The sequence below is a fragment of the Klebsiella sp. 2019SCSN059 genome (assembly GCF_021739525.1).
GTDB lineage: Bacteria > Pseudomonadota > Gammaproteobacteria > Enterobacterales > Enterobacteriaceae > Klebsiella > Klebsiella quasipneumoniae.
Map to the genome: position 1 here is coordinate 96,087 of NZ_JAKKOM010000009.1, position 19,350 is coordinate 115,436.

A 19,350-nucleotide genomic window follows, 5' to 3' on the forward strand; every position below is an offset into this window, starting at 1 on the left:
AAAATTAAGAATTTCTGATAACACGTTTTTCATAATGCCCGCCGCGATCAAATAACCGGTCAAATATATTCCATCAGGCCTAAATTCACTGGATTAATCGTTTATCCATAATTAAGATTTATCTGTACCTGATGATTTGAGCAATTGGTGGTGACAATATGATAAGTAATATCGATTACATGAAACTGGCGATGTCATACGAAAATGACAAAACCGAAATCGATCCCGTTCTGCGTAGTCGCGTATGGGGCGTAGTGTTGGTAGGGCTGGCGATGTTCTGGAGCATCATCGCGCTCACCATCTGCAACATCTGGATTGTCAGCTAAAGCTGTAGGTCATCGTTGTAGATACATGTCATTTTTATGACAGTGAAAGGAAACTGTAATATAAAATCAGTGACCGGCAATACAGGGAGAATATATTTTGCCGCGGGATTCATCCAACCTGAAATCAATCACAAGAGCTAATCGGCCAGCAGGTAATGATTAGCTCTTTTTTTGTCCTCGTGTACTAATACAATATCGCTTAAAAGACCTATCTGCACTATTTTGGTGCTATTTCCTCTGCGCGTAGATAATTCCCTTTAACCCCTCTCCGTCACATCAGATTTAGCAATTTGGGTTGTTATCAAAGTGTTATGCCCAGCATGTGTTATCTTTAATGGAGACCCTGAGGAGAATCGGGGTATGCCATCCCTGAGATAAAGGAGGAGCTATGTCGTCAACCCTACGAGAAGCCAGTAAGGATACGCTGCAGGTTAACGCGAAAACCTGGCATTACTACAGTCTGCCGCTGGCGGAGAAGCAGCTGGGCGATCTCAGTCGACTGCCCAAGTCGCTGAAGGTGCTGATGGAGAACCTGTTGCGCTGGCAGGACGGTGACTCGGTGACTGAAGAAGATATTCGCGCCCTTGCCGGTTGGCTGCAGCAGGCCCATGCCGACAGGGAGATTGCTTATCGTCCGGCCCGCGTCCTGATGCAGGACTTTACCGGGGTACCGGCGGTGGTGGATCTGGCCGCCATGCGCGAGGCGGTGAAACGCCTGGGCGGCGATACCGCGAAGGTGAACCCGCTGTCGCCGGTCGACCTGGTGATCGACCATTCGGTGACGGTCGACCGCTTCGGCGATGACGAAGCCTTTGAAGACAACGTCCGCCTGGAAATGGAACGTAACCACGAACGCTACGCTTTTCTGCGCTGGGGGCAGCAGGCCTTCAGCCGCTTCAGCGTGGTGCCGCCGGGCACTGGGATTTGCCACCAGGTCAACCTGGAATATCTCGGACGGGCGGTGTGGAGCGAAGAGGTGAATGGGAAGTGGATGGCGTGGCCGGATACCCTGGTGGGTACCGACTCCCATACCACCATGATTAACGGGCTCGGCGTGCTGGGCTGGGGCGTGGGCGGGATTGAAGCGGAAGCCGCCATGCTTGGCCAGCCGGTGTCGATGCTGATCCCCGATGTGGTAGGCTTTAAGCTCAGCGGCAAACTGCGCGAAGGCATTACCGCTACTGACCTGGTCCTGACGGTCACCCAGATGCTGCGCCAGCACGGCGTTGTCGGAAAATTTGTTGAGTTCTACGGTGACGGTCTGGATACCTTGCCCCTGGCCGACCGCGCCACCATCGCCAATATGGCGCCAGAGTATGGCGCCACCTGCGGTTTCTTCCCGATCGATGACGTGACGCTCAGCTATATGCGCCTCAGCGGACGTAGCGAAGAACAGGTGGCGCTGGTGGAAGCCTATGCCAAAGCGCAGGGCATGTGGCGCCAGCCGGGCGATGAGCCGGTCTTTACCAGTACCCTGGCGCTGGATATGGGCAGCGTTGAAGCAAGCCTCGCCGGGCCGAAGCGGCCGCAGGATCGCGTGGCGCTCGGCGATGTGCCGAAAGCCTTTGCCGCCAGCGGCGAGCTGGAGGTTAACCACCTTCAGCGTCAGCGCCAGCCGGTGGCGTATACGCTGAACGGGCATCACTATTCGCTGCCGGATGGCGCTGTGGCCATTGCGGCGATCACGTCCTGTACCAACACCTCCAACCCCAGCGTGCTGATGGCCGCCGGCCTGCTGGCGAAAAAAGCCGTCGAACGCGGACTGCAGCCGCAGCCGTGGGTGAAAGCTTCTCTGGCCCCGGGCTCGAAAGTGGTGTCGGATTATCTGGCCCATGCCGGCCTGACGCCTTACCTCGACCAGCTCGGCTTCAATCTGGTGGGGTATGGCTGTACCACCTGTATCGGTAACTCCGGCCCGCTGCCGGAACCTATTGAAGAAGCAATCAAAAAAGGCGACCTCACCGTCGGGGCGGTGCTCTCCGGTAACCGTAACTTCGAAGGGCGTATCCACCCGCTGGTGAAAACCAACTGGCTGGCCTCGCCGCCGCTGGTGGTCGCTTACGCGCTGGCCGGGAACATGAACATCGATCTTACCCGCGAGCCGCTGGGGCAGGGCAGCGACGGCGAGCCGGTCTATCTGAGAGATATCTGGCCGAGCGGGGAGGAGATTGCCCGCGCGGTGGAACAGGTCTCCACGGAGATGTTCCGCAAAGAGTACGCGGAAGTGTTTTCCGGGACAGAGGAGTGGAAGGCGATCAAGGTGGAGGCGTCAGATACCTACGACTGGCAGGAAGATTCGACCTATATTCGCCTGTCGCCGTTCTTTGACGAGATGGGCATTGAGCCGCTGCCGGTGGAGGATATTCACGGCGCGCGGATCCTCGCCATGCTGGGCGATTCAGTGACCACCGACCATATTTCGCCGGCGGGAAGCATCAAAGCCGATAGTCCGGCAGGCCGCTATCTGCAGGAGCATGGGGTTGCCCGGCGCGACTTTAACTCCTACGGCTCCCGTCGCGGTAACCATGAGGTGATGATGCGCGGCACCTTCGCCAATATCCGCATCCGCAACGAAATGGTGCCGGGGGTGGAAGGGGGCATGACCCGCCATCTGCCGGACCGCGAACCGGTGGCGATCTACGATGCAGCGATGCTATATAAAGCTGAGGGCATACCGCTGGCGGTGATTGCTGGTAAGGAGTATGGCTCAGGTTCCAGTCGCGACTGGGCGGCGAAGGGGCCGCGCCTGCTGGGGATCCGGGTGGTGATCGCCGAGTCCTTCGAACGTATCCACCGCTCCAACCTGATCGGGATGGGTATTCTGCCGCTGGAGTTCCCGCAGGGCGTCACCCGTAAAACGCTACAGTTGACCGGCGAAGAGCGGATTGATGTCAGTAACCTGCAGTCGCTGCAGCCCGGCGCCACGGTGCCAGTGACCCTCACCCGCGCTGACGGCTCGCAGGAGGTGATCGCCTGCCGGTGTCGTATCGACACGGCGACCGAACTCACCTACTACCACAACGACGGCATTTTGCACTACGTTATCCGCAATATGCTGTAAAACGAAGGGCCAGCATCGCTGGCCCTCTCTTTACGCTGCCGCCGGTATTATTCCGCCGGCTTGCTGTTCAGCAGATGGCCCATCTTGGCGGCTTTGGTGTCCAGATAGTGGGCGTTTTTCGGGTTGCGCCCGACGATCAGCGGAACGCGCTCCACAATGTTAATCCCGGCTTCGCTGAGGATTTCCACTTTTTTCGGGTTGTTGGTTAATAACCGCACTTGCTCAACGTTGAGCAGCTTGAACATATCGGCGCACAGGGTGAAGTCGCGTTCATCGGCGGCGAAGCCAAGCTGATGGTTCGCTTCGACAGTGTCATAACCCTGATCCTGCAGCGCGTAGGCGCGGATCTTATTCAATAAACCAATGTTGCGACCTTCCTGACGATGATAGAGCAGGATCCCCCGGCCTTCTTCGGCGATATGCGACAGGGCCGCCTCCAGCTGAAAGCCGCAATCACAGCGCAGGCTAAACAGGGCATCGCCCGTCAGACATTCTGAATGGACGCGGGCGAGCACCGGCGACTGCCCTGAAATATCGCCGTATACCAGCGCGACATGATCCTGTCCGGTTGCCAGTTCTTCAAAACCCACCATCAGGAAATCGCCCCAGGGGGTTGGCAGTTTGGCTTCTGCCACACGTTTAAGCTGCATGTGATTCTCCAGATTCTGTCAGCACCTGAATGTGCTTTCTGTTTACCGCTATTTTGCCACAACGCCGGGACGTTCTCCTAATCACGAACGGTTAGCCGCGCGGAAAGCGCACAAACGATCTACTTTCCGCTATGATGTTCATCTACAAGGAGAAGGAGAGAAAATGCTGTTGATTGCCCGACGAACCGCTCTCGCGGCGGCGCTGCTGCTGGTCATGCCCCTCACGGTCTGGCTGTCTGGTTGGCTGTGGCAGCCAGGACTGCCGGTGGTATGGCTGAAAAGCCTCTGGTGGGTGACGGAAACGGTGACCCAGCCGTGGGGAATTATCACCCATGTTGTGCTGTGCGCCTGGTTTCTCTGGTGCCTGCGCTTTCGCCTGCGCGCGGCGCTGATCCTGTTCCTCATTCTTGCCGCCGCCATCCTGGTGGGACAGGGGACCAAATCCTGGGTCAAGGCGCGGGTTCAGGAGCCGAGACCGTTTGTCATCTGGCTGGAAAACGCCAGGCAGGTGCCGGTGACGCAATTCTACGCGTTAAAGCGCAAAGAACGCGCTAAACTGGTGCATGAGCAGCTGGCGCAGGCGCAGGACATCCCGCCGTTTTTACGCAAACACTGGCAGAAAGAGACCGGGTTTGCATTCCCGTCAGGCCATACGATGTTCGCCGCCAGCTGGGCGCTGCTCGCTGCCGGGCTGCTGTGGCCGCGTCGGCGCTGGGGCACGATCGCGGTACTGCTGGCGTGGGCGACGGCGGTGATGGGGAGTCGCCTGGCGCTCGGTATGCACTGGCCGCTGGATCTCATCGTCGCTACGCTGATCTCCTGGCTGCTGGTCACGGTGGCCTGCTGGCTGACGCAGCGTCTTTGCGGACCGCTTTCGCCGCCGGGGGAAGAGGCGCAGGATATTAAAAAACGGATGCCTGAAGCGGAGTAATGTTGATTTTAGCGGCATCCGACCGCATATCCTGTCGAGTTGCCGTGCTTTTTCGTTCCACCGCTGCGGCGAAAATGATACTTTATAGGGCTGAAAGCGGGCTTTTTACGCGCAACCCACAGAACGGGAAGTCATGTGAAATATTTACTCATTTTCTTACTGGTGTTAGCAATCTTCGTCATTTCAGTGACGCTGGGGGCGCAGAATGACCAACAGGTCACTTTCAACTATTTGCTCGCTCAGGGTGAATTCCGCATTTCGACGCTGCTGGCGGTGCTGTTCGCTGCGGGCTTTGCCATCGGCTGGCTGATCTGCGGCCTGTTCTGGCTGCGGGTGCGCGTCTCGCTGGCGCGCGCGGAGCGGAAAATTAAGCGCCTTGAGCACCAGATTGCTCCTGTCAGCCCGGCAGCTGTCGAGGCAGGCGTGCCTGCGGTGAAGGAATAACCTCTTATGCTGGAGTTGTTGTTTCTGCTTTTACCCGTTGCCGCCGCCTACGGCTGGTACATGGGGCGCAGAAGTGCACAACAGTCCAAACAGGACGACGCGAGCCGCCTGTCACGGGATTACGTGGCGGGGGTAAACTTTCTGCTTAGCAACCAGCAGGATAAAGCCGTCGATCTGTTCCTTGATATGCTGAAAGAGGATACCGGCACCGTTGAGGCCCACCTGACCCTCGGCAACCTGTTCCGCTCGCGCGGCGAGGTCGACCGCGCGATCCGTATTCACCAGAGTCTGATGGAAAGCGCGTCGCTCACCTACGACCAGCGCCTGCTGGCGGTGCAACAGCTGGGGCGCGACTATATGGCCGCCGGGCTGTATGACCGCGCGGAAGATATGTTCAAACAGCTGGTGGATGAGACCGATTTTCGCCTCGGCGCGCTGCAGCAGCTGCTGCAGATCTACCAGGCGACCAGCGACTGGCAGTCGGCTATCGAGGTGGCTGAACGGCTGGTGAAGCTGGGGAAAGAGAAGCATCGTGGCGAAATCGCCAACTTTTGGTGCGAACTGGCCCTGCAGCAGATGGCGGCCAACGATCTGGATAAGGCGATGGCGCTGTTGAAGAAAGGCGCCGCCGCGGACCGCAACAGCGCCCGGGTTTCGATCATGATGGGCCGGGTGTGGATGGAGAAGGGCGACTACGCCAAAGCGGTGGAGAGCCTCGAGCGGGTTATCGATCAGGATAAAGAGCTGGTGGGTGAGACGCTGGAGATGCTGCAGACCTGCTACCAGCAGCTCGGCAAAGCCGATGAATGGGAAGTTTTCCTGCGCCGCTGTGTGGAGGAGAACGCCGGGGCGACCGCCGAACTGATGCTGGCGCAGATCCTTGAGCAGCGGGAAGGGGTCGAAGCGGCGCAAAACTACGTGACCCGGCAGCTTGAGCGCCACCCGACCATGCGCGTTTTCCATAAGCTGATGGACTACCATCTCAACGAAGCGGAAGAAGGGCGGGCGAAAGAAAGCCTTGGGGTGCTGCGAAACATGGTCGGCGAACAGGTGCGCAGCAAACCGCGCTACCGTTGTCAGAAATGCGGCTTTACCGCTCATACTCTCTACTGGCATTGTCCGTCCTGCCGCTCCTGGGCGACTATCAAACCTATTCGTGGCCTCGACGGCCAGTAAGGTCAAAAAAAACAGGCGCTTTAGTTACAACATACTTATCATTTCTTTCCCGTCACCGCCTGCAGCCCCGGCAACGCCATCGTCCGCGCTGGGCAAAACAGCAGCCTGTTATTTTGTTAGCTTCACAGGTAGAATGCTGCCCGTTTACCTTTTTTGCGCCCTCTGGCGCCCATCAACACTAAGGTCTGGTCATGACGTCAACAGCTATCCCATCTTCCCGCGCTGTCACTTCCTCTCCCGTTGTGGTTGCGCTCGACTATGATAATCGCGATAAAGCGCTGGCATTTGTCGACCGCATCGACCCGCGCGACTGCCGCCTGAAGGTGGGCAAAGAGATGTTCACCCTGCTGGGGCCGCAGTTTGTCCGCGATCTGCATCAGCGTGGGTTTGAGGTGTTCCTGGACCTTAAGTTTCACGATATTCCCAACACTACCGCCCGCGCGGTGGCGGCCGCTGCCGAGCTTGGCGTATGGATGGTGAATGTCCATGCCTCCGGCGGCGCGCGGATGATGACCGCGGCACGCGAAGCGCTGCTGCCCTTTGGTCAAGACGCGCCGCTGCTCATCGCCGTCACCGTCCTCACCAGCATGGAGTCCAGCGACCTGCAGGATCTGGGCATTACCTTATCCCCGGCTGACTACGCGGCGAAGCTGGCGGCGCTGACCCAACGCTGCGGCCTCGACGGGGTGGTGTGTTCAGCTCAGGAGGCGGTACGCTTTAAGCAAGAGCTGGGGCAGGCGTTCAAGCTGGTCACCCCGGGTATCCGTCCGCAGGGCAGCGACGCTGGCGATCAGCGGCGGATCATGACTCCCGAGCAGGCTCAGGCGGCAGGGGTGGACTATATGGTTATTGGCCGCCCGGTTACCCAGTCGACCGATCCAGCCGCGACGCTGCGGGCGATCAACGATTCTCTGCGCAAGGGGGCATAATGAGCGATTCCAACAGCCGTCTGGTCTACTCCACCGAAACCGGGCGTATCGACGAGGCGAAACCGGCGCCGGTGCGCCCGAAAGGCGACGGTATTGTGCGGATCCAGCGCCAGACCAGCGGCCGCAAGGGCAAAGGCGTCTGTCTGATTAGCGGAATTGATGCCGACGATGCGGCGCTCACTGCGCTGGCGGCAGAGCTGAAGAAGAAATGCGGCTGCGGCGGCGCGGTGAAAGATGGTGTGATCGAGATCCAGGGCGACAAACGGGATTTACTGAAGTCGCTGCTCGAGGCGAAAGGGATGAAGGTGAAGTTAGCCGGCGGCTAATCGTTATTTCAACCCTAATTAATGGCCTGGTGAAATAACAAGGCCGCGGTGAATGCCGCGGCCTTGAATGTTTTAACGTGCGTAAGTCAATTCGTGTGAATTATTCTTTTATTTCGTCAGATAAATATATTATTTGCCGACCTGGTGACCAATAATACCACCGACTGCTGCGCCACCCAGGGTACCGAGTGCGCTACCGTCAGTTAACACCGCACCGCCGATGGCGCCGGCACCTGCGCCGATAGCAGTGTTACGATCGCGTTTAGACATGTTAGAGCAAGCGCTCAGAGACATTGCTACAGTGACAGCCAGAACAACAGCAGCCATTTTTTTGCTCGTTGAAGTCATCATTTTTTTCTCCTGAATAATCTATTCATGGATTACAGCGCTCCTGTAAGCATAGCCTGATAAAGCAGCTTTAGGGCAATTCCATGAAGTTAGGGTGCGCAGGTATCACGAAAATCACGCAGGTGATAGTCACTTCCTGTTATATCGCTAATAATAATTTTACTTTTTTTAAAATTTAGCGTCAGGTAAAAAGTCTTAATTACCGGCTCGGAATACTCTCAGAGCGTTAACGCGCCCGTCCGACGCTTGGCTGGGACGGGGCGGAGACACATCAGACGTAGGGTACAATATCCACAGTCAGGCCGCTGCGCAGCAACTGCTCACGGCAGTCGTTCGGCAGACGATCGTCGGTGATAACACGATTAAAGCGGCCGGCAGGCCCAAGCGGATAGGGGTGCACCGCGCTGAATTTTGAGCTATCGCTGAGGATAATCGCTTCGCAGTGCTTCTCCAGAACGGCGTTAACGACGTCCGCACGCATCATATCGCGACCGGTAAAGCCGGTTTCCGCCTGCCAGCCATCGATCCCGATAAAGGCTTTACTGAAATGCACCTGCTGGATGAACTGGCGGGTCAGTGGGCCAACCATACTTTCACTGCGTTTCTGGTAAATCCCGCCCAGCAGGATCACCTCTCCCGGCGTCTCTTTCAGCAGATGGGCGATATAGCTGCTGACGGTGATGATGGTGATATCGCCGCGTTCGGCCAGGGTGCGCGCCAGCAGGGCGTTGCTGCTACCGTTTTCGATAAATACCGTTTCGCCGGCATTCACCAGCGCCGCGGCGCGGCTGGCCAGTTCACGCTTAATGGCGAAATGGGTCATCATGCGGGTTTCGACATCTTCACTGTCCAGTGGGACGGCGTAGCCATGGGTACGGCGCAGATAGCTCTGCTTCTCCAGCAGGTTCAGATCCTGACGGATGGTGACCTCTGAGACTCCGGTCATCTTCGCCAGATCGGCGACGCTCATGCGGCCTTTATCGATGACCACTTGCAAAATACTTTGTTGTCGGGCGTTCATAGCAACATCACTGTTAGGGGGCTATACGGCGAGCAACCGGTCAGCATCGCCGGTTGCGGCATGTGGGCGATAATCAGATTTCCCAGGGCGCTTTGGGTGGTTTGTTTTGCTCGGCGTCGTCTGCCGCCAGCGCCAGCAGCTCCGCTTTGAGGATCTCCAGATTATGGATCGCAGAGTGGTAATCACCGGCAACCAGAATATCCAGCACGGTATCGATACGTTGGGCGAGCAGGTGGGCATTCACATCTGACATGGCATTATCCTGGTAACAAAAACGAATGAAATCAATGATGCTAAAAATGGGTGAAAAAGAGAAGCGAAAAAAACGCACAACCTTAATCGGCGCGACGGAAATGGCGGGACAGGGAGGAAAGAAGGAGCGGTTCCCGGAGGAACCGCTGTGATGAGACGTCAGGCAGCCGGACGAGCAATGATGCTACGAGTTTCCATGCGGACTTCAGCGATAGTGACATCGATAACATCGGTCACTTTGTAGACCACTTCTCCCTTGATCTGCACGGTGCCGTTTTCCTGGCTGCAGACCAGTTCGTCGCGCACGGCGTGAAGGAACGGGGCCGGAATAAAGGCGACCGCGCCATTGTCCACCAGACGCACGCGCATCCCGCCGCGGCTGATGTCGATGATCTCCGCCGCAAAGCGGGTATCGGTGCCGGCTTTGTCGTTGAGGAAACGGGCATACAGCCAGTCGGCGACATCGCGTTCGGCCATGCGGTTGAGACGACGGCGCTCCGCCATCTGCACGGTGGCTTCATCCTGCGGGCGCGCAATGGTTTCGCCTTTGATGATGGCCTTAAGCAGACGGTGGTTGATCATGTCGCCATACTTACGGATCGGCGAGGTCCAGGTGGCGTAGGCCTCAAGACCGAGACCAAAGTGCGGGCCCGGCTCGGTGCTGATTTCAGCAAACGACTGGAAACGACGTATGCGGCTGTCGAGGAAACCGGTCGGCTGGGCGTCCAGTTCGCGGCGCAGCTTGCAGAAACCTTCCAGGGTGAGCACTTCCGTCGGATCAACGTGTACGTCGTGGGTCTTCAGCAGGGCAGCCAGCTGTTCGGTATTCGCCGGGTCGAAGCCGGTGTGGACGTTATAAACGCCGAAGCCGAGCTTGTCGCGCAGAACGCGGGCGGCACAGATGTTGGCGGCGATCATCGACTCTTCGACAATACGGTTGGCAATACGACGCGGTTCCGCGACGATGTCCAGCACTTCGCCTTTTTCGCCGAGGACGAAACGGTAATCCGGGCGGTCTTTAAACACCAGCGCGTGGGTCTGACGCCATTCGCTGCGACGCTGACACACGTCCTTCAGCAGCGTAATTTGCTGTGCGATCGCCTCGCTGCCCGGCTGCCAGCTGCCGCGGCCTTCCAGCCAGTCAGAGACGTCGTCATAGGCCAGCTTGGCTTTCGATTCGATGGTGGCGGCAAAGAACTCGATGTTGTCTTCAATGGTGCCATCGGCCGCCAGGGTCATCCGGCAGGCCAGCACCGGGCGCACTTCATCGGCACGCAGGGAACACAGGTCGTCTGACAGTTCGCGCGGCAGCATCGGGATGTTGAAGCCCGGCAGATAGTTGGTAAAGGCGCGTACTTTTGCAGCGTTGTCCAGCTTGCTGCCTTCGGCAATCCATGCGGTCGGGTCAGCGATCGCCACCGTCAGCAACAGTTTGCCGTCGGCGCCAGATTCGACATACAGCGCATCGTCCATATCTTCGGTGCTGGCGCTGTCAATGGTGACGAAGTCGAGGGCGGTCAAATCGCGGCGTGTCAGCCCTTCGTCAAGCATCTCGGTGGCGACGCCGTCCGGTGCCTCTTTTTCCAGATTATGGCGCGCCAGCGTCACCCACCACGGGACGAAGTGGTCGTCGCTGAAGGTGATGAACTGGGTCAGCTCCGCGTAAAATCCGCGGTCGCCTTTTAACGGATGACGGCGCATTTCAGCGACGGCCCAGTCACCCTGTTTGAAATCATGCTCAACGCCACGGGCGGCGCGGCAGGGAATGGCGTCTTTCAGCAGCGGATGGTCAGGAACGATAGCGAGGCGATCGTCTTTCTTCTGGACTTTACCGACGAAACGGGTCAGGAAAGGCTCAACCAGCGACTCCGGCTCGGCGCTTTCGCGTTCTTTTTCAGAATGGATCACCGCAACGATACGGTCGCCATGCATCACTTTTTTCATCTGCGGCGGCGGAATGAAGTAGCTCTTCTGAGCGTCCACTTCGAGGAAGCCAAAGCCCTTTTCCGTGCCCTTAACGACCCCTTCCGCGCGCGGCGTCTGGGAATGCAGTTGCTGTTTAAGCTGCGCTAGCAGCGGGTTATCCTGAAACATAATTAGGTATTTTCGTGGCTAAAAGAGCGGCTGACATTTTTACGCGATTATGCCTGTCGCAGCAAGCGCTGTTTCAGCAATTTACGTCTGCTGACGCACATTGCCGAGGGCGATTTTCAGACGATTCATCCAGCCGCACAGCCCGCTCCAGGTTAACAGATCGATCGCTTGTTCCGCTGAGAGTCCATATTCGCCGAGGGGTGTTAACTGGGCGGCGCTAAACCGGTCCGGGGAGCGGGTTAACAACTGTACCGCGGTAACGAGCGCGCGCGACTGAGGATGCTGCCCAAGCCAGCGATGGAGAGCCTGATCGCCCTCCCGTAAATGGCTGGCGAACGCTTCTTCACCGTGCCAGTGGGGGAGCCAGGCGTCAAAACAGGTGGCGCTGCCATTGGTGCGCGCGGTGAGTAAGGCGACCTGCGGGCCAAAGGTATCGTTGCCGCTGAGCTGGCGTAACAGCGTCTCCAGCGGCGCGATCAACTGCGGGTCGCAGGCCAGCAGCGGAGCCAGCGGGCCCAGGCCGGGCAGCGACTGCCAGCTGACGATGCGCCGCTGGCGCTCGTCATCGGCATACTGCAGATCGGGATCTTCTATGTCGGTTTGCCACTCTCCCGGCGGGATGACGAACAGGCCGGCGGGCGCCTCCTCTTGCTGCGGCATGCCGGGGATCCAGCGCACCGGGAAGCCCTGCGCCGCCTGCAGCACGGCAATCGCCCGCGCCTGGAAGCCGACGAAACCGATAATCTGGTTGATCAGGATAATATCCCGGCTGGTCAGGCCCACTTCGTCCAGCTGGCTGCGGGAAAGGGCGTTAATGACGGAGGGTGAACCGGCGAGCTGACGAGCGTATTGGGTGATCTGCGCCAGACGACGGTTGCTCTCGCGCGAAGAGTCGGGCCCCGGCAGGGGCGCCAGGCGGGCGGCATAGTGGTTACATAGCCGCTGGACGCCGTAGACCTGGGCAACGGTCAGCGCAGTGCTCAGGCGATCGTAGGCGGTAAAGGTTTGCAGGCGGCTTACCGTCACCTGGTCGGGAAACAGCCGCTCGGCGAGCTGGCGCGCGGGGCGTAGCCAGCCTGTGTGGGCGTGTAGCCAGGCGTCCGGCAGCGTCAGGTCCAGCAAAAAGCGGTCTTCAACATGGGCGGCTTCAGGGACGAGCGGCAGGACATCCACCGGGCAGATTGTTGACTGGGTTTCGTGGTACCAGTGGTTTTTGCCATTCACGCGGCGTGGCTCCATGGGCTTTCCTTGTTCGGTATGTGGCGAACCGCCGTTCCGCGGATCGTTTATGCAGAACTATCCTGGCGTAACCCGGAAGCAGGAGAAAATATTGATACGTGCTAACAAATAGCCGATTGGAATAACAGGGGGAGCGCAAGGCCTGGGAAGGGAAAACCCTCCTCACCGGGGCGAGGAGGGGAAGGAACTTATTTCAGTTCCAGCTCGTTCATAGCGGCGATACTGAACCCGCCATCAACGTGAACGACTTCACCGGAGATACCCGCAGACAGGTTGGAGCACAGGAAGGCTGCGCTGTTACCCACGTCTTCAATGGTGACGGTGCGACGGATCGGGGTGACCGCTTCGCAGTGCGCCAGCATTTTACGGAAATCTTTGATACCGGACGCGGCCAGGGTACGGATCGGACCGGCGGAGATAGCGTTGACGCGAACGCCTTCCGGACCCATCGCGTTCGCCATATAGCGCACGTTCGCTTCCAGAGAGGCTTTCGCCAGACCCATCACGTTGTAGTTCGGGATCGCGCGCTCGGCGCCCAGGTAGGAGAGCGTCAGCAGAGCAGAATCCGGGTTCAGCATCGTGCGGCAGGCTTTAGCCATCGCCACGAAGCTGTAGGCGCTGATGTCGTGCGCGATTTTGAAACCTTCGCGGGTGACCGCGTTGACGTAGTCGCCGTCTAACTGGTCAGCCGGGGCATAACCGATAGAGTGGACGAAACCATCGAATTTTGGCCAGACTTTTTCCAGCTCGGTGAACAGCGCGGTGATGCTCTCATCTTCAGCAACGTCGCACGGCAGCACAATGTCAGAACCCAGCGCGGCAGCAAACTCTTCAACGCGACCTTTCAGTTTTTCATTCTGATAGGTGAATGCCAGTTCCGCGCCTTCGCGGTGCATTGCCTGCGCAATACCGTAGGCGATGGACAGTTTGCTGGCGACGCCAGTGATCAAAATGCGCTTACCGGAAAGAAAACCCATAGCTTTAATCCTTATCGTTATTGCTTATTTTTACTTTAACAATCATAACGTTAACATTGTTATTTCAAAATAACTCAAATTTAGCCGGGAATTATATCCCACTGACGACCCCTTGTGTCACGATATTTTTCAGCCGGCCCGCGCCGCGCGGGGCAAAAGCCGATCGCGATGGTTCAAGTATACCATTTTTCTCTGCTGACTATTTGAGCGCAATCGCCGCCAGCAGCAGACGCCCATCGGCGCTGAGAGGCCGCAACTCCCCCGGAGCGTCGCCGTGCCAGCAGAGCCCGCTGCCGACGGTGCAGCGCCGTCCGGCCAGATCCCACTCACCCTGCAGCACATAAGCAACCCCGTTAGTGGCCGGTCGCTGCCGGTCGCTCACCACTTCAACCTGCGCGAGGGCTCGCCCGCGCTGGGTCATGACATTGAAGTCCAGTCCAGGCTCAACGATCCCGACGCTGGACAGCGCCCATTCGCCGGGAAACGCCCACGGCTGCCAGCGCGCCAGCGGATGGTCGATCTCCTCCCCGCGCAGCCGTAGCGGTTGCCCCGCCAGCAGGACGATCGTCCGGTCGACGCCGGGAAAAGGGGAGAATGGGCCATCGGCCTGCAGGGTGGCAATGCTCGCGCGCCAGAGAAAAGGCGCATCTACGGAAGGAACGGCGATAATTTCCCGGGTGGCGCCAGCGCCGTTCTTCCATGGCGTGACGGGCAAGGTAGCGTAATCAAAATAGGTGATCATAGTTTGCTCGGCGGAAGTCGGAAGTGGATAGTATTTGTTACACACTTGTCTCAATGTTCTTACAAATTATTTACAACAGGGCTCACAAATCCATCATTGAGCGCGTGTGCGGGTTTGTCAATGCTTGTATATACATGAGCAGTCATCTGCGAATTATCTTATCGCCTTGACCAGAGCCATCATGACAAAACGCGATCGGGAGAATGAAAATGCAACAGCGTATTACTTTCCGCCAGGCCTGCCTGGTCACCCTGTTTTCGGGGCTACTGCTGTCTGGTGGCTCAACATACGCTAAAGAGTGGAAATCGATCACCATCGCTACGGAAGGCGGCTATGAACCCTGGAATCTGACGCTTCCCGGCGGGAAGCTCAGCGGTTTCGAGCCCGAGCTTATGGCGAATTTATGCCAGCGGATGCAGATCGAATGCAAACTGGTGGTGCAGAACTGGGATGGCATGATTGCCGGACTTAACGCCGGAAAATATGACGTGATCATGGATGCTATCGTCGTCACCCCAGAGCGCTCGAAGGTCGTGGCGTTTACCCAGGCATACGCAGCCACGCCGGCCTCTTTCATTGCGGTAAAAGGGTCGCTGCTACCGCCTTCGCCGGCGGTCAAGCTTCATGATAATGAGAAAGAGATTCAGGCGGCGATTGCGCCGCTGCGCGCGGCGTTGAAAGGGAAAACCATCGGCATCGCGTCCGGCACCGTGTACACCCCGTTTATTGATAAGTATTTCAAGGATATCGCTGACGTCCGGGAATATAACAACTCAGCGGATGCGATCCTCGACCTGCAGGCTGAGCGCATCGACGCGGTGTTTGATGATATTACCTTTGCCAACACCACCCTGTCGCGCCCGGAGAATAGCAATCTGGCATTGAGCGGTCCGCTGATGAGCGGCCCAATCTGGGGAGGCGGTGAGGCGATGGGCGTGCGCCTCGCCGATACCGAACTCAAAGCGAAACTGGATAGCGCCATTCAGGCGGCGCTGGCCGATGGGACGGTAAAAAAACTGAGTGAGAAATGGTTTAAAAGCGACGTGACTCCCTGAGCGAGGCAACCATGTTAAATCTTCTGAGTTTGGGTGAAAACGGGTGGGGGACGCTGATCCTCAGCGCAACGCTGACTACGTTGCTGCTGTCGCTCGCGGCGCTGGCCGTCGGTGCGGGGGTGGGCGGCGTTATCGCCGCCGCGAAGCTGTCCCGCCACGCGCCAGCGCGCTGGTTCGGCGCCGCCTGGTCGGTGGTATTCCGCGGTATCCCTGAATTACTGGTGATCTATCTGTTTTATTTTGGCGGCTCAGGGATGATTTCATGGCTGGGGCGCCTGTTTGGCGCAGACGGCTTTATTGAGGTTCCGCCATTTCTGATTGGCGCTCTGGCGATTGGCTTGATCTCCTCCTCGTATCAGGCGGAAGTCTACCGTGCTGCTCGTCTGGCGCTGATGCCCGGTGAAGTGGAGGCGGCTTCCGCCATTGGCATGCCGCGCTGGCGGATCCTGCAGCGCATCCTGTTGCCGCAGATTGTCCGTTATTCGCTGCCGGGTTTGTCCAACGTCTGGCAAATGAGCCTCAAAGACTCGGCGCTGGTATCGGTGACCGGGATGGTTGAACTGATGCGCGCCAGCCAGATTGCCGCTGGCTCTACCCGCGATTATTTCCTGTTCTATCTCATCGGCGGCGGCTGCTATTTGATCCTGACGCTGCTCTCTAACCGCGCGTTTACCCGGGCGGAGAGCCGTCTGAACCGCGCCTGGCTGCGTCGCAGCGCCGCGCAGGCGTAAGGAGCCCATATGATTATCGATTTTGCCTTTCTCGGTGAGACGTTGTTGAAGCTCGGCGCGGCGCTGCCGGTGACGCTGGGACTCTTTATCTGCTCTTTTTTGCTCGGCGGCGTGTTGGCTCTTGGCGTTCTGGCGCTGCGAATGAGCCGCTGGCCGCTGGCAAGCGGTTTCGCCAAAGGCTATATCCTGATCTTTCGCGGTTCGCCATTGCTGATCCAGTTGTTTCTCATTTATTACGGGCTGGGTCAGTTTGGGGTGATCCGCCACAGTTTCCTGTGGCCGCTGCTGCGCGAACCCTTTATCTGCGCCGTTCTGGCGCTGGCGCTCTGTACGGCGGCCTATACCGCGGAAATTCTGCGCGGCGGGTTGCTGGCGATACCGCCGGGCCAGATTGAAGCCGGCCAGGCTTGCGGTATGTCGCGCTGGCTGCTGCTGCGGCGGATCATTGCCCCGGTGATGCTGCGCTATGCGCTGCCAGCCTACTCCACGGAGGCCATTTTATTGGTCAAGTCGACGGCGCTGGCAAGCCTGGTGACCGTCTGGGACGTCACGGGGGTGGCCCAACAGATTATTCAGCGTACCTACCGGACGATGGAGGTATTCCTCTGCGCGGCGGCCATCTACCTGCTGCTCAATTTCATCATTGTGCAGCTGTACGCCCTGCTTGAACGGCGTTTAACCCCGCATACCCGGCAAAATCCGGCGACCGTGTCGCTCAAGCCGATAACCAAAGGAGAGTAAGATGCTCGATTCACGTCCGGTGACCTTATCGGTCAGCGATATTCATAAGTCCTTTGGCTCCCTGGATGTCCTGAAGGGGATCACCATCCAGGCGCAGCAGGGCGATGTCATTTCGATCCTCGGCGCCAGCGGCTCCGGTAAAAGTACGCTGCTGCGCTGCATTAACCTGCTGGAAACGCCCGATGCCGGAGTGGTCAGCGTCGGCGGCGAGACGATTGAAATGAAGCATCATGCCCGTGGGCATCGGCTGGCGGCGAACCCCCGGCAGATAGAGCGCCTGCGCTCGCGGCTGGGGATGGTCTTCCAAAGTTTTAACCTCTGGTCGCATATGACGGTTCTGCAGAATGTCATTGAGGGGCCGCATTATGTGCTCAAGCGGGACAAACGGACCTGCATTGAACAGGCTGAGCAGTTGCTGGAGCGAGTGGGGATGTTGAACCGAAAGGATTTCTATCCTGCGCAGCTCTCCGGCGGCCAGCAGCAGCGCGTGGCGATAGCCCGCGCGCTGGCCATGGAGCCGGACGTCATGCTCTTTGATGAACCTACCTCAGCGCTGGATCCCGAACTGGTCGGCGAGGTGCTAAAGGTGATGCGCAGCCTGGCGGAGGAGGGACGGACGATGCTGGTGGTCACCCACGAGCTGGGATTCGCCCGCCATGTTTCCAACCGGGTGGTCTTTATGCACCAGGGGACGATTGACTGCGACGGTGCGCCAGAGGCGCTGTTTGGCAGCCAGGGGTCCGCGCGCTTCAAGCAATTTATCTCCAGCCACCAACAGCCAGGACAGGTCGTATGAAAATGATCCAGTGGGGCGATGCGCCGATACGCTGGCAGGAGGTGGCTTGCGTTGCGCGGGGCGAGGCGACCTTGAGCCTCAGCGACAGCGCCTGGTCGCGTATCGCGCAAGGGCGGGCGATTGTCCAGCATATCGTTAAAGCCGGCCAGGTAGCCTATGGGATCAACACCGGGCTGGGGGCGCTGTGCAATATTACGCTGCCGGAAGCGCAGCTTCACCAGCTGTCGCGCAATACGTTGCTCAGCCACGCCTGCGGGGTGGGACCGTTGCTGGAGGTCGCCCCAACCCGGGCAATTATGTGCGCCGCGGTGGCCAATTTCAGCCACGGTAAATCCGGGATCTCCGCCGGGATAGTGCAGCAGCTGTTGGCGTTTTTGCAGCATGGCGTCACCCCTCAGGTGCCCTCCCAGGGGTCAGTTGGCTATTTAACGCATATGGCGCACATTGGCCTGGCCCTGATGGGGGTTGGCGATGTGCTCTGGCAGGGGCGAACGTGGTCAGCGGCAGAGGTCCTGTCGCAGCTAGATCTGCAGCCCATCGCGCCGGGAGCGAAAGAGGGGCTGAGCCTGGTCAACGGTACGCCGTGCATGACCGGTCTGGCCTGTCTGGCGTTAGACGACGCCGAGCGCTTAATGAACTGGGCCGATGTAACCGGCGCGATGAGCTTTGAAGCGCTTCGCGGCCAGCTTGTTGCATTCGATGTCGAGATCCTGGCGCTGAAAGCCAGCCCCGGGATCCAGACCAGCGGCCAGCGGCTGCGTGAGCTACTGGCGGACAGCCGTCTGCTGGCCGAAAGTGAAGGACTTCGCACCCAGGATGCGCTAAGCCTTCGCTCGATGCCTCAGGTGCATGGCGCCTGCCGCGATCAGTTTAGCCACGCGCAGACGCAGATAAATATCGAACTCAACGCCTGTACTGATAATCCGCTGATCCTGGGAACCGTTGAGCAGTGGCGGGTGGTCTCCCAGGCGCATCCGCACGGCGAATCGGTGGCGATGGCCTGCGATTTGCTGGCCATTGCTATGGCTGAGCTGGGCGCCATCGCTGAACGACGCCTTGACCGGCTGGTGAATCCTCTGGTGAGCGGGTTGCCGGCGTTCCTGGTCGCCCGACCGGGCGTGAATTCAGGCATGATGATTGCCCAGTACGTCGCCGCGTCGTTGTGCGCGGAAAACAAGCAGCTGGCGCAGCCGGCGGTGCTGGATAATTTTGTTACCTCGGGTCTGCAGGAGGATCATTTAAGCCTGGGCACCGGCGCAGCGCTGAAACTGCAGCGCCTGCTGGGCAACCTCTATCAGATCCTGGGCATCGAATATTTACTCGCCGCCCAGGGGCTCGATTTTCACGATCCGCAGAAGCTGGCGGCGGGCACGCGCCGGGCGCGAGACCTGCTGCGCGAAAGCGTGCCTGGCTGGGAGGACGATCGCTGGCTGGCGCCGGACATCGCCAGCGCGGTGGCCATCCTTAAGCGAACCGCTGGCCACGCGCCGGCGTGAGGTCAGCGGGCGAGG

Annotated in this window: 21 protein-coding genes; 13 read left to right on the forward strand and 8 right to left on the reverse strand. The window is 58.8% G+C overall.

Features of this window, described 5'->3' with window-relative positions; translation table 11 throughout:
- The first annotated feature begins 158 nt into the window (after window positions 1-158).
- A complete protein-coding gene (locus L2I46_RS12500) occupies window positions 159-326 on the forward strand; it encodes a YmiA family putative membrane protein (RefSeq protein ID WP_002901776.1) in 168 nt (55 codons plus the stop codon).
- Window positions 327-714: 388 nt separating this feature from the next.
- Window positions 715-3,387 (forward strand): aconitate hydratase AcnA, encoded by a 2,673-nt coding sequence (acnA, locus tag L2I46_RS12505; protein ID WP_236947902.1) that lies wholly within the window; start codon window positions 715-717, stop codon window positions 3,385-3,387.
- A gap of 47 nt (window positions 3,388-3,434) precedes the next feature.
- Here the strand turns inward: acnA and ribA are convergent, their stop codons facing one another.
- Window positions 3,435-4,037 carry a GTP cyclohydrolase II gene (gene ribA, locus L2I46_RS12510; protein WP_023289336.1) on the reverse strand — a complete coding sequence of 201 codons (603 nt, stop codon included), beginning with the start codon at window positions 4,035-4,037 and terminating at the stop codon, window positions 3,435-3,437.
- 163 nt (window positions 4,038-4,200) lie between these two features.
- Here ribA and pgpB point away from each other — a divergent pair, with 163 nt between their 5' ends.
- The 5 genes from pgpB (at window position 4,201) to yciH (ending at window position 7,843) form a co-directional block, all read left to right on the forward strand.
- Window positions 4,201-4,968 (forward strand): phosphatidylglycerophosphatase B, encoded by a 768-nt coding sequence (gene pgpB / locus L2I46_RS12515; RefSeq protein ID WP_023289337.1) that lies wholly within the window; start codon window positions 4,201-4,203, stop codon window positions 4,966-4,968.
- Between the two features lie 135 nt (window positions 4,969-5,103).
- Window positions 5,104-5,412, forward strand: coding sequence for a LapA family protein (locus tag L2I46_RS12520; protein WP_023289338.1), 309 nt, complete (start codon window positions 5,104-5,106; stop codon window positions 5,410-5,412).
- A 6-nt stretch (window positions 5,413-5,418) separates the two neighbouring features.
- Window positions 5,419-6,588, forward strand: a complete 1,170-nt coding sequence (gene lapB / locus L2I46_RS12525) for a lipopolysaccharide assembly protein LapB (protein WP_004203879.1) — start codon at window positions 5,419-5,421, stop codon at window positions 6,586-6,588.
- A 191-nt stretch (window positions 6,589-6,779) separates the two neighbouring features.
- Window positions 6,780-7,517: an orotidine-5'-phosphate decarboxylase gene (gene pyrF / locus L2I46_RS12530; protein ID WP_023289339.1), complete on the forward strand. Its 738-nt coding sequence runs from the start codon at window positions 6,780-6,782 to the stop codon at window positions 7,515-7,517.
- Window positions 7,517-7,843, forward strand: a complete 327-nt coding sequence (yciH, locus tag L2I46_RS12535) for a stress response translation initiation inhibitor YciH (protein WP_002901782.1) — start codon at window positions 7,517-7,519, stop codon at window positions 7,841-7,843. Before pyrF ends, yciH begins: the two co-directional genes overlap by 1 nt.
- 129 nt (window positions 7,844-7,972) lie before the next feature.
- Here the strand turns inward: yciH and osmB are convergent, their stop codons facing one another.
- The 3 genes from osmB to yciZ form a co-directional block, all read right to left on the reverse strand.
- The gene (gene osmB / locus L2I46_RS12540) at window positions 7,973-8,191 is read right to left on the reverse strand and encodes an osmotically-inducible lipoprotein OsmB (RefSeq protein WP_002901783.1); all 219 of its coding nucleotides are present in this window, start codon (window positions 8,189-8,191) and stop codon (window positions 7,973-7,975) included.
- A 271-nt stretch (window positions 8,192-8,462) separates the two neighbouring features.
- A complete protein-coding gene (gene yciT / locus L2I46_RS12545) occupies window positions 8,463-9,212 on the reverse strand; it encodes a DNA-binding transcriptional regulator YciT (protein WP_023289340.1) in 750 nt (249 codons plus the stop codon).
- Between the two features lie 73 nt (window positions 9,213-9,285).
- Window positions 9,286-9,465 (reverse strand): protein YciZ/DeoL, encoded by a 180-nt coding sequence (gene yciZ / locus L2I46_RS12550; protein WP_004203883.1) that lies wholly within the window; start codon window positions 9,463-9,465, stop codon window positions 9,286-9,288.
- 25 nt (window positions 9,466-9,490) lie between these two features.
- Between yciZ and L2I46_RS29535 the strand changes: the two genes are divergently transcribed.
- The gene (locus tag L2I46_RS29535) at window positions 9,491-9,616 is read left to right on the forward strand and encodes a hypothetical protein (protein ID WP_254915175.1); all 126 of its coding nucleotides are present in this window, start codon (window positions 9,491-9,493) and stop codon (window positions 9,614-9,616) included.
- A gap of 7 nt (window positions 9,617-9,623) precedes the next feature.
- Here L2I46_RS29535 and L2I46_RS12555 read toward each other — a convergent pair whose 3' ends face one another.
- The 4 genes from L2I46_RS12555 to L2I46_RS12570 all read right to left on the reverse strand — a co-directional run bounded on the left by L2I46_RS12555 (window position 9,624) and on the right by L2I46_RS12570 (window position 14,516).
- Window positions 9,624-11,558, reverse strand: coding sequence for an exoribonuclease II (locus L2I46_RS12555; RefSeq protein ID WP_023289341.1), 1,935 nt, complete (start codon window positions 11,556-11,558; stop codon window positions 9,624-9,626).
- Window positions 11,559-11,639: 81 nt separating this feature from the next.
- A complete protein-coding gene (locus L2I46_RS12560) occupies window positions 11,640-12,797 on the reverse strand; it encodes a CMD domain-containing protein (RefSeq protein WP_105491154.1) in 1,158 nt (385 codons plus the stop codon).
- Between the two features lie 188 nt (window positions 12,798-12,985).
- Complete coding sequence (fabI, locus tag L2I46_RS12565) at window positions 12,986-13,774, reverse strand: enoyl-ACP reductase FabI (protein ID WP_023289343.1); 789 nt, start codon at window positions 13,772-13,774, stop codon at window positions 12,986-12,988.
- A 199-nt stretch (window positions 13,775-13,973) separates the two neighbouring features.
- Window positions 13,974-14,516 (reverse strand): HutD/Ves family protein, encoded by a 543-nt coding sequence (locus L2I46_RS12570; protein ID WP_101861491.1) that lies wholly within the window; start codon window positions 14,514-14,516, stop codon window positions 13,974-13,976.
- Window positions 14,517-14,725: 209 nt separating this feature from the next.
- Here L2I46_RS12570 and L2I46_RS12575 point away from each other — a divergent pair, with 209 nt between their 5' ends.
- From L2I46_RS12575 to L2I46_RS12595, 5 genes are read left to right on the forward strand one after another with little or no spacing between them, the layout of a single operon-like run.
- Window positions 14,726-15,571: a transporter substrate-binding domain-containing protein gene (locus L2I46_RS12575; RefSeq protein WP_023289345.1), complete on the forward strand. Its 846-nt coding sequence runs from the start codon at window positions 14,726-14,728 to the stop codon at window positions 15,569-15,571.
- A gap of 11 nt (window positions 15,572-15,582) precedes the next feature.
- Window positions 15,583-16,302, forward strand: coding sequence for an ABC transporter permease (locus L2I46_RS12580; RefSeq protein WP_023289346.1), 720 nt, complete (start codon window positions 15,583-15,585; stop codon window positions 16,300-16,302).
- A 9-nt stretch (window positions 16,303-16,311) separates the two neighbouring features.
- Window positions 16,312-17,043: an ABC transporter permease gene (locus L2I46_RS12585; RefSeq protein WP_023289347.1), complete on the forward strand. Its 732-nt coding sequence runs from the start codon at window positions 16,312-16,314 to the stop codon at window positions 17,041-17,043.
- Between the two features lies 1 nt (window position 17,044).
- The gene (locus L2I46_RS12590) at window positions 17,045-17,839 is read left to right on the forward strand and encodes an ABC transporter ATP-binding protein (RefSeq protein ID WP_017900863.1); all 795 of its coding nucleotides are present in this window, start codon (window positions 17,045-17,047) and stop codon (window positions 17,837-17,839) included.
- Window positions 17,836-19,335, forward strand: a complete 1,500-nt coding sequence (locus L2I46_RS12595) for an HAL/PAL/TAL family ammonia-lyase (RefSeq protein WP_236947903.1) — start codon at window positions 17,836-17,838, stop codon at window positions 19,333-19,335. Before L2I46_RS12590 ends, L2I46_RS12595 begins: the two co-directional genes overlap by 4 nt.
- The last annotated feature ends 15 nt before the right edge of the window (window positions 19,336-19,350 follow it).

Excerpts from the sequence above, each read along its gene's own strand:
- L2I46_RS12500 (WP_002901776.1), top strand. The coding sequence starts at position 159 with ATGATAAGTAATATCGATTACATGAAACTGGCGATGTCATACGAAAAT.
- acnA (WP_236947902.1), top strand. The coding sequence starts at position 715 with ATGTCGTCAACCCTACGAGAAGCCAGTAAGGATACGCTGCAGGTTAAC.
- ribA (WP_023289336.1), bottom strand. The coding sequence starts at position 4,037 with ATGCAGCTTAAACGTGTGGCAGAAGCCAAACTGCCAACCCCCTGGGGC.
- pgpB (WP_023289337.1), top strand. The coding sequence starts at position 4,201 with ATGCTGTTGATTGCCCGACGAACCGCTCTCGCGGCGGCGCTGCTGCTG.
- lapB (WP_004203879.1), top strand. The coding sequence starts at position 5,419 with ATGCTGGAGTTGTTGTTTCTGCTTTTACCCGTTGCCGCCGCCTACGGC.
- pyrF (WP_023289339.1), top strand. The coding sequence starts at position 6,780 with ATGACGTCAACAGCTATCCCATCTTCCCGCGCTGTCACTTCCTCTCCC.
- yciH (WP_002901782.1), top strand. The coding sequence starts at position 7,517 with ATGAGCGATTCCAACAGCCGTCTGGTCTACTCCACCGAAACCGGGCGT.
- osmB (WP_002901783.1), bottom strand. The coding sequence starts at position 8,191 with ATGACTTCAACGAGCAAAAAAATGGCTGCTGTTGTTCTGGCTGTCACT.
- yciT (WP_023289340.1), bottom strand. The coding sequence starts at position 9,212 with ATGAACGCCCGACAACAAAGTATTTTGCAAGTGGTCATCGATAAAGGC.
- yciZ (WP_004203883.1), bottom strand. The coding sequence starts at position 9,465 with ATGTCAGATGTGAATGCCCACCTGCTCGCCCAACGTATCGATACCGTG.
- L2I46_RS29535 (WP_254915175.1), top strand. The coding sequence starts at position 9,491 with ATGAAATCAATGATGCTAAAAATGGGTGAAAAAGAGAAGCGAAAAAAA.
- L2I46_RS12555 (WP_023289341.1), bottom strand. The coding sequence starts at position 11,558 with ATGTTTCAGGATAACCCGCTGCTAGCGCAGCTTAAACAGCAACTGCAT.
- L2I46_RS12560 (WP_105491154.1), bottom strand. The coding sequence starts at position 12,797 with ATGGAGCCACGCCGCGTGAATGGCAAAAACCACTGGTACCACGAAACC.
- fabI (WP_023289343.1), bottom strand. The coding sequence starts at position 13,774 with ATGGGTTTTCTTTCCGGTAAGCGCATTTTGATCACTGGCGTCGCCAGC.
- L2I46_RS12570 (WP_101861491.1), bottom strand. The coding sequence starts at position 14,516 with ATGATCACCTATTTTGATTACGCTACCTTGCCCGTCACGCCATGGAAG.
- L2I46_RS12575 (WP_023289345.1), top strand. The coding sequence starts at position 14,726 with ATGCAACAGCGTATTACTTTCCGCCAGGCCTGCCTGGTCACCCTGTTT.
- L2I46_RS12580 (WP_023289346.1), top strand. The coding sequence starts at position 15,583 with ATGTTAAATCTTCTGAGTTTGGGTGAAAACGGGTGGGGGACGCTGATC.
- L2I46_RS12585 (WP_023289347.1), top strand. The coding sequence starts at position 16,312 with ATGATTATCGATTTTGCCTTTCTCGGTGAGACGTTGTTGAAGCTCGGC.
- L2I46_RS12590 (WP_017900863.1), top strand. The coding sequence starts at position 17,045 with ATGCTCGATTCACGTCCGGTGACCTTATCGGTCAGCGATATTCATAAG.
- L2I46_RS12595 (WP_236947903.1), top strand. The coding sequence starts at position 17,836 with ATGAAAATGATCCAGTGGGGCGATGCGCCGATACGCTGGCAGGAGGTG.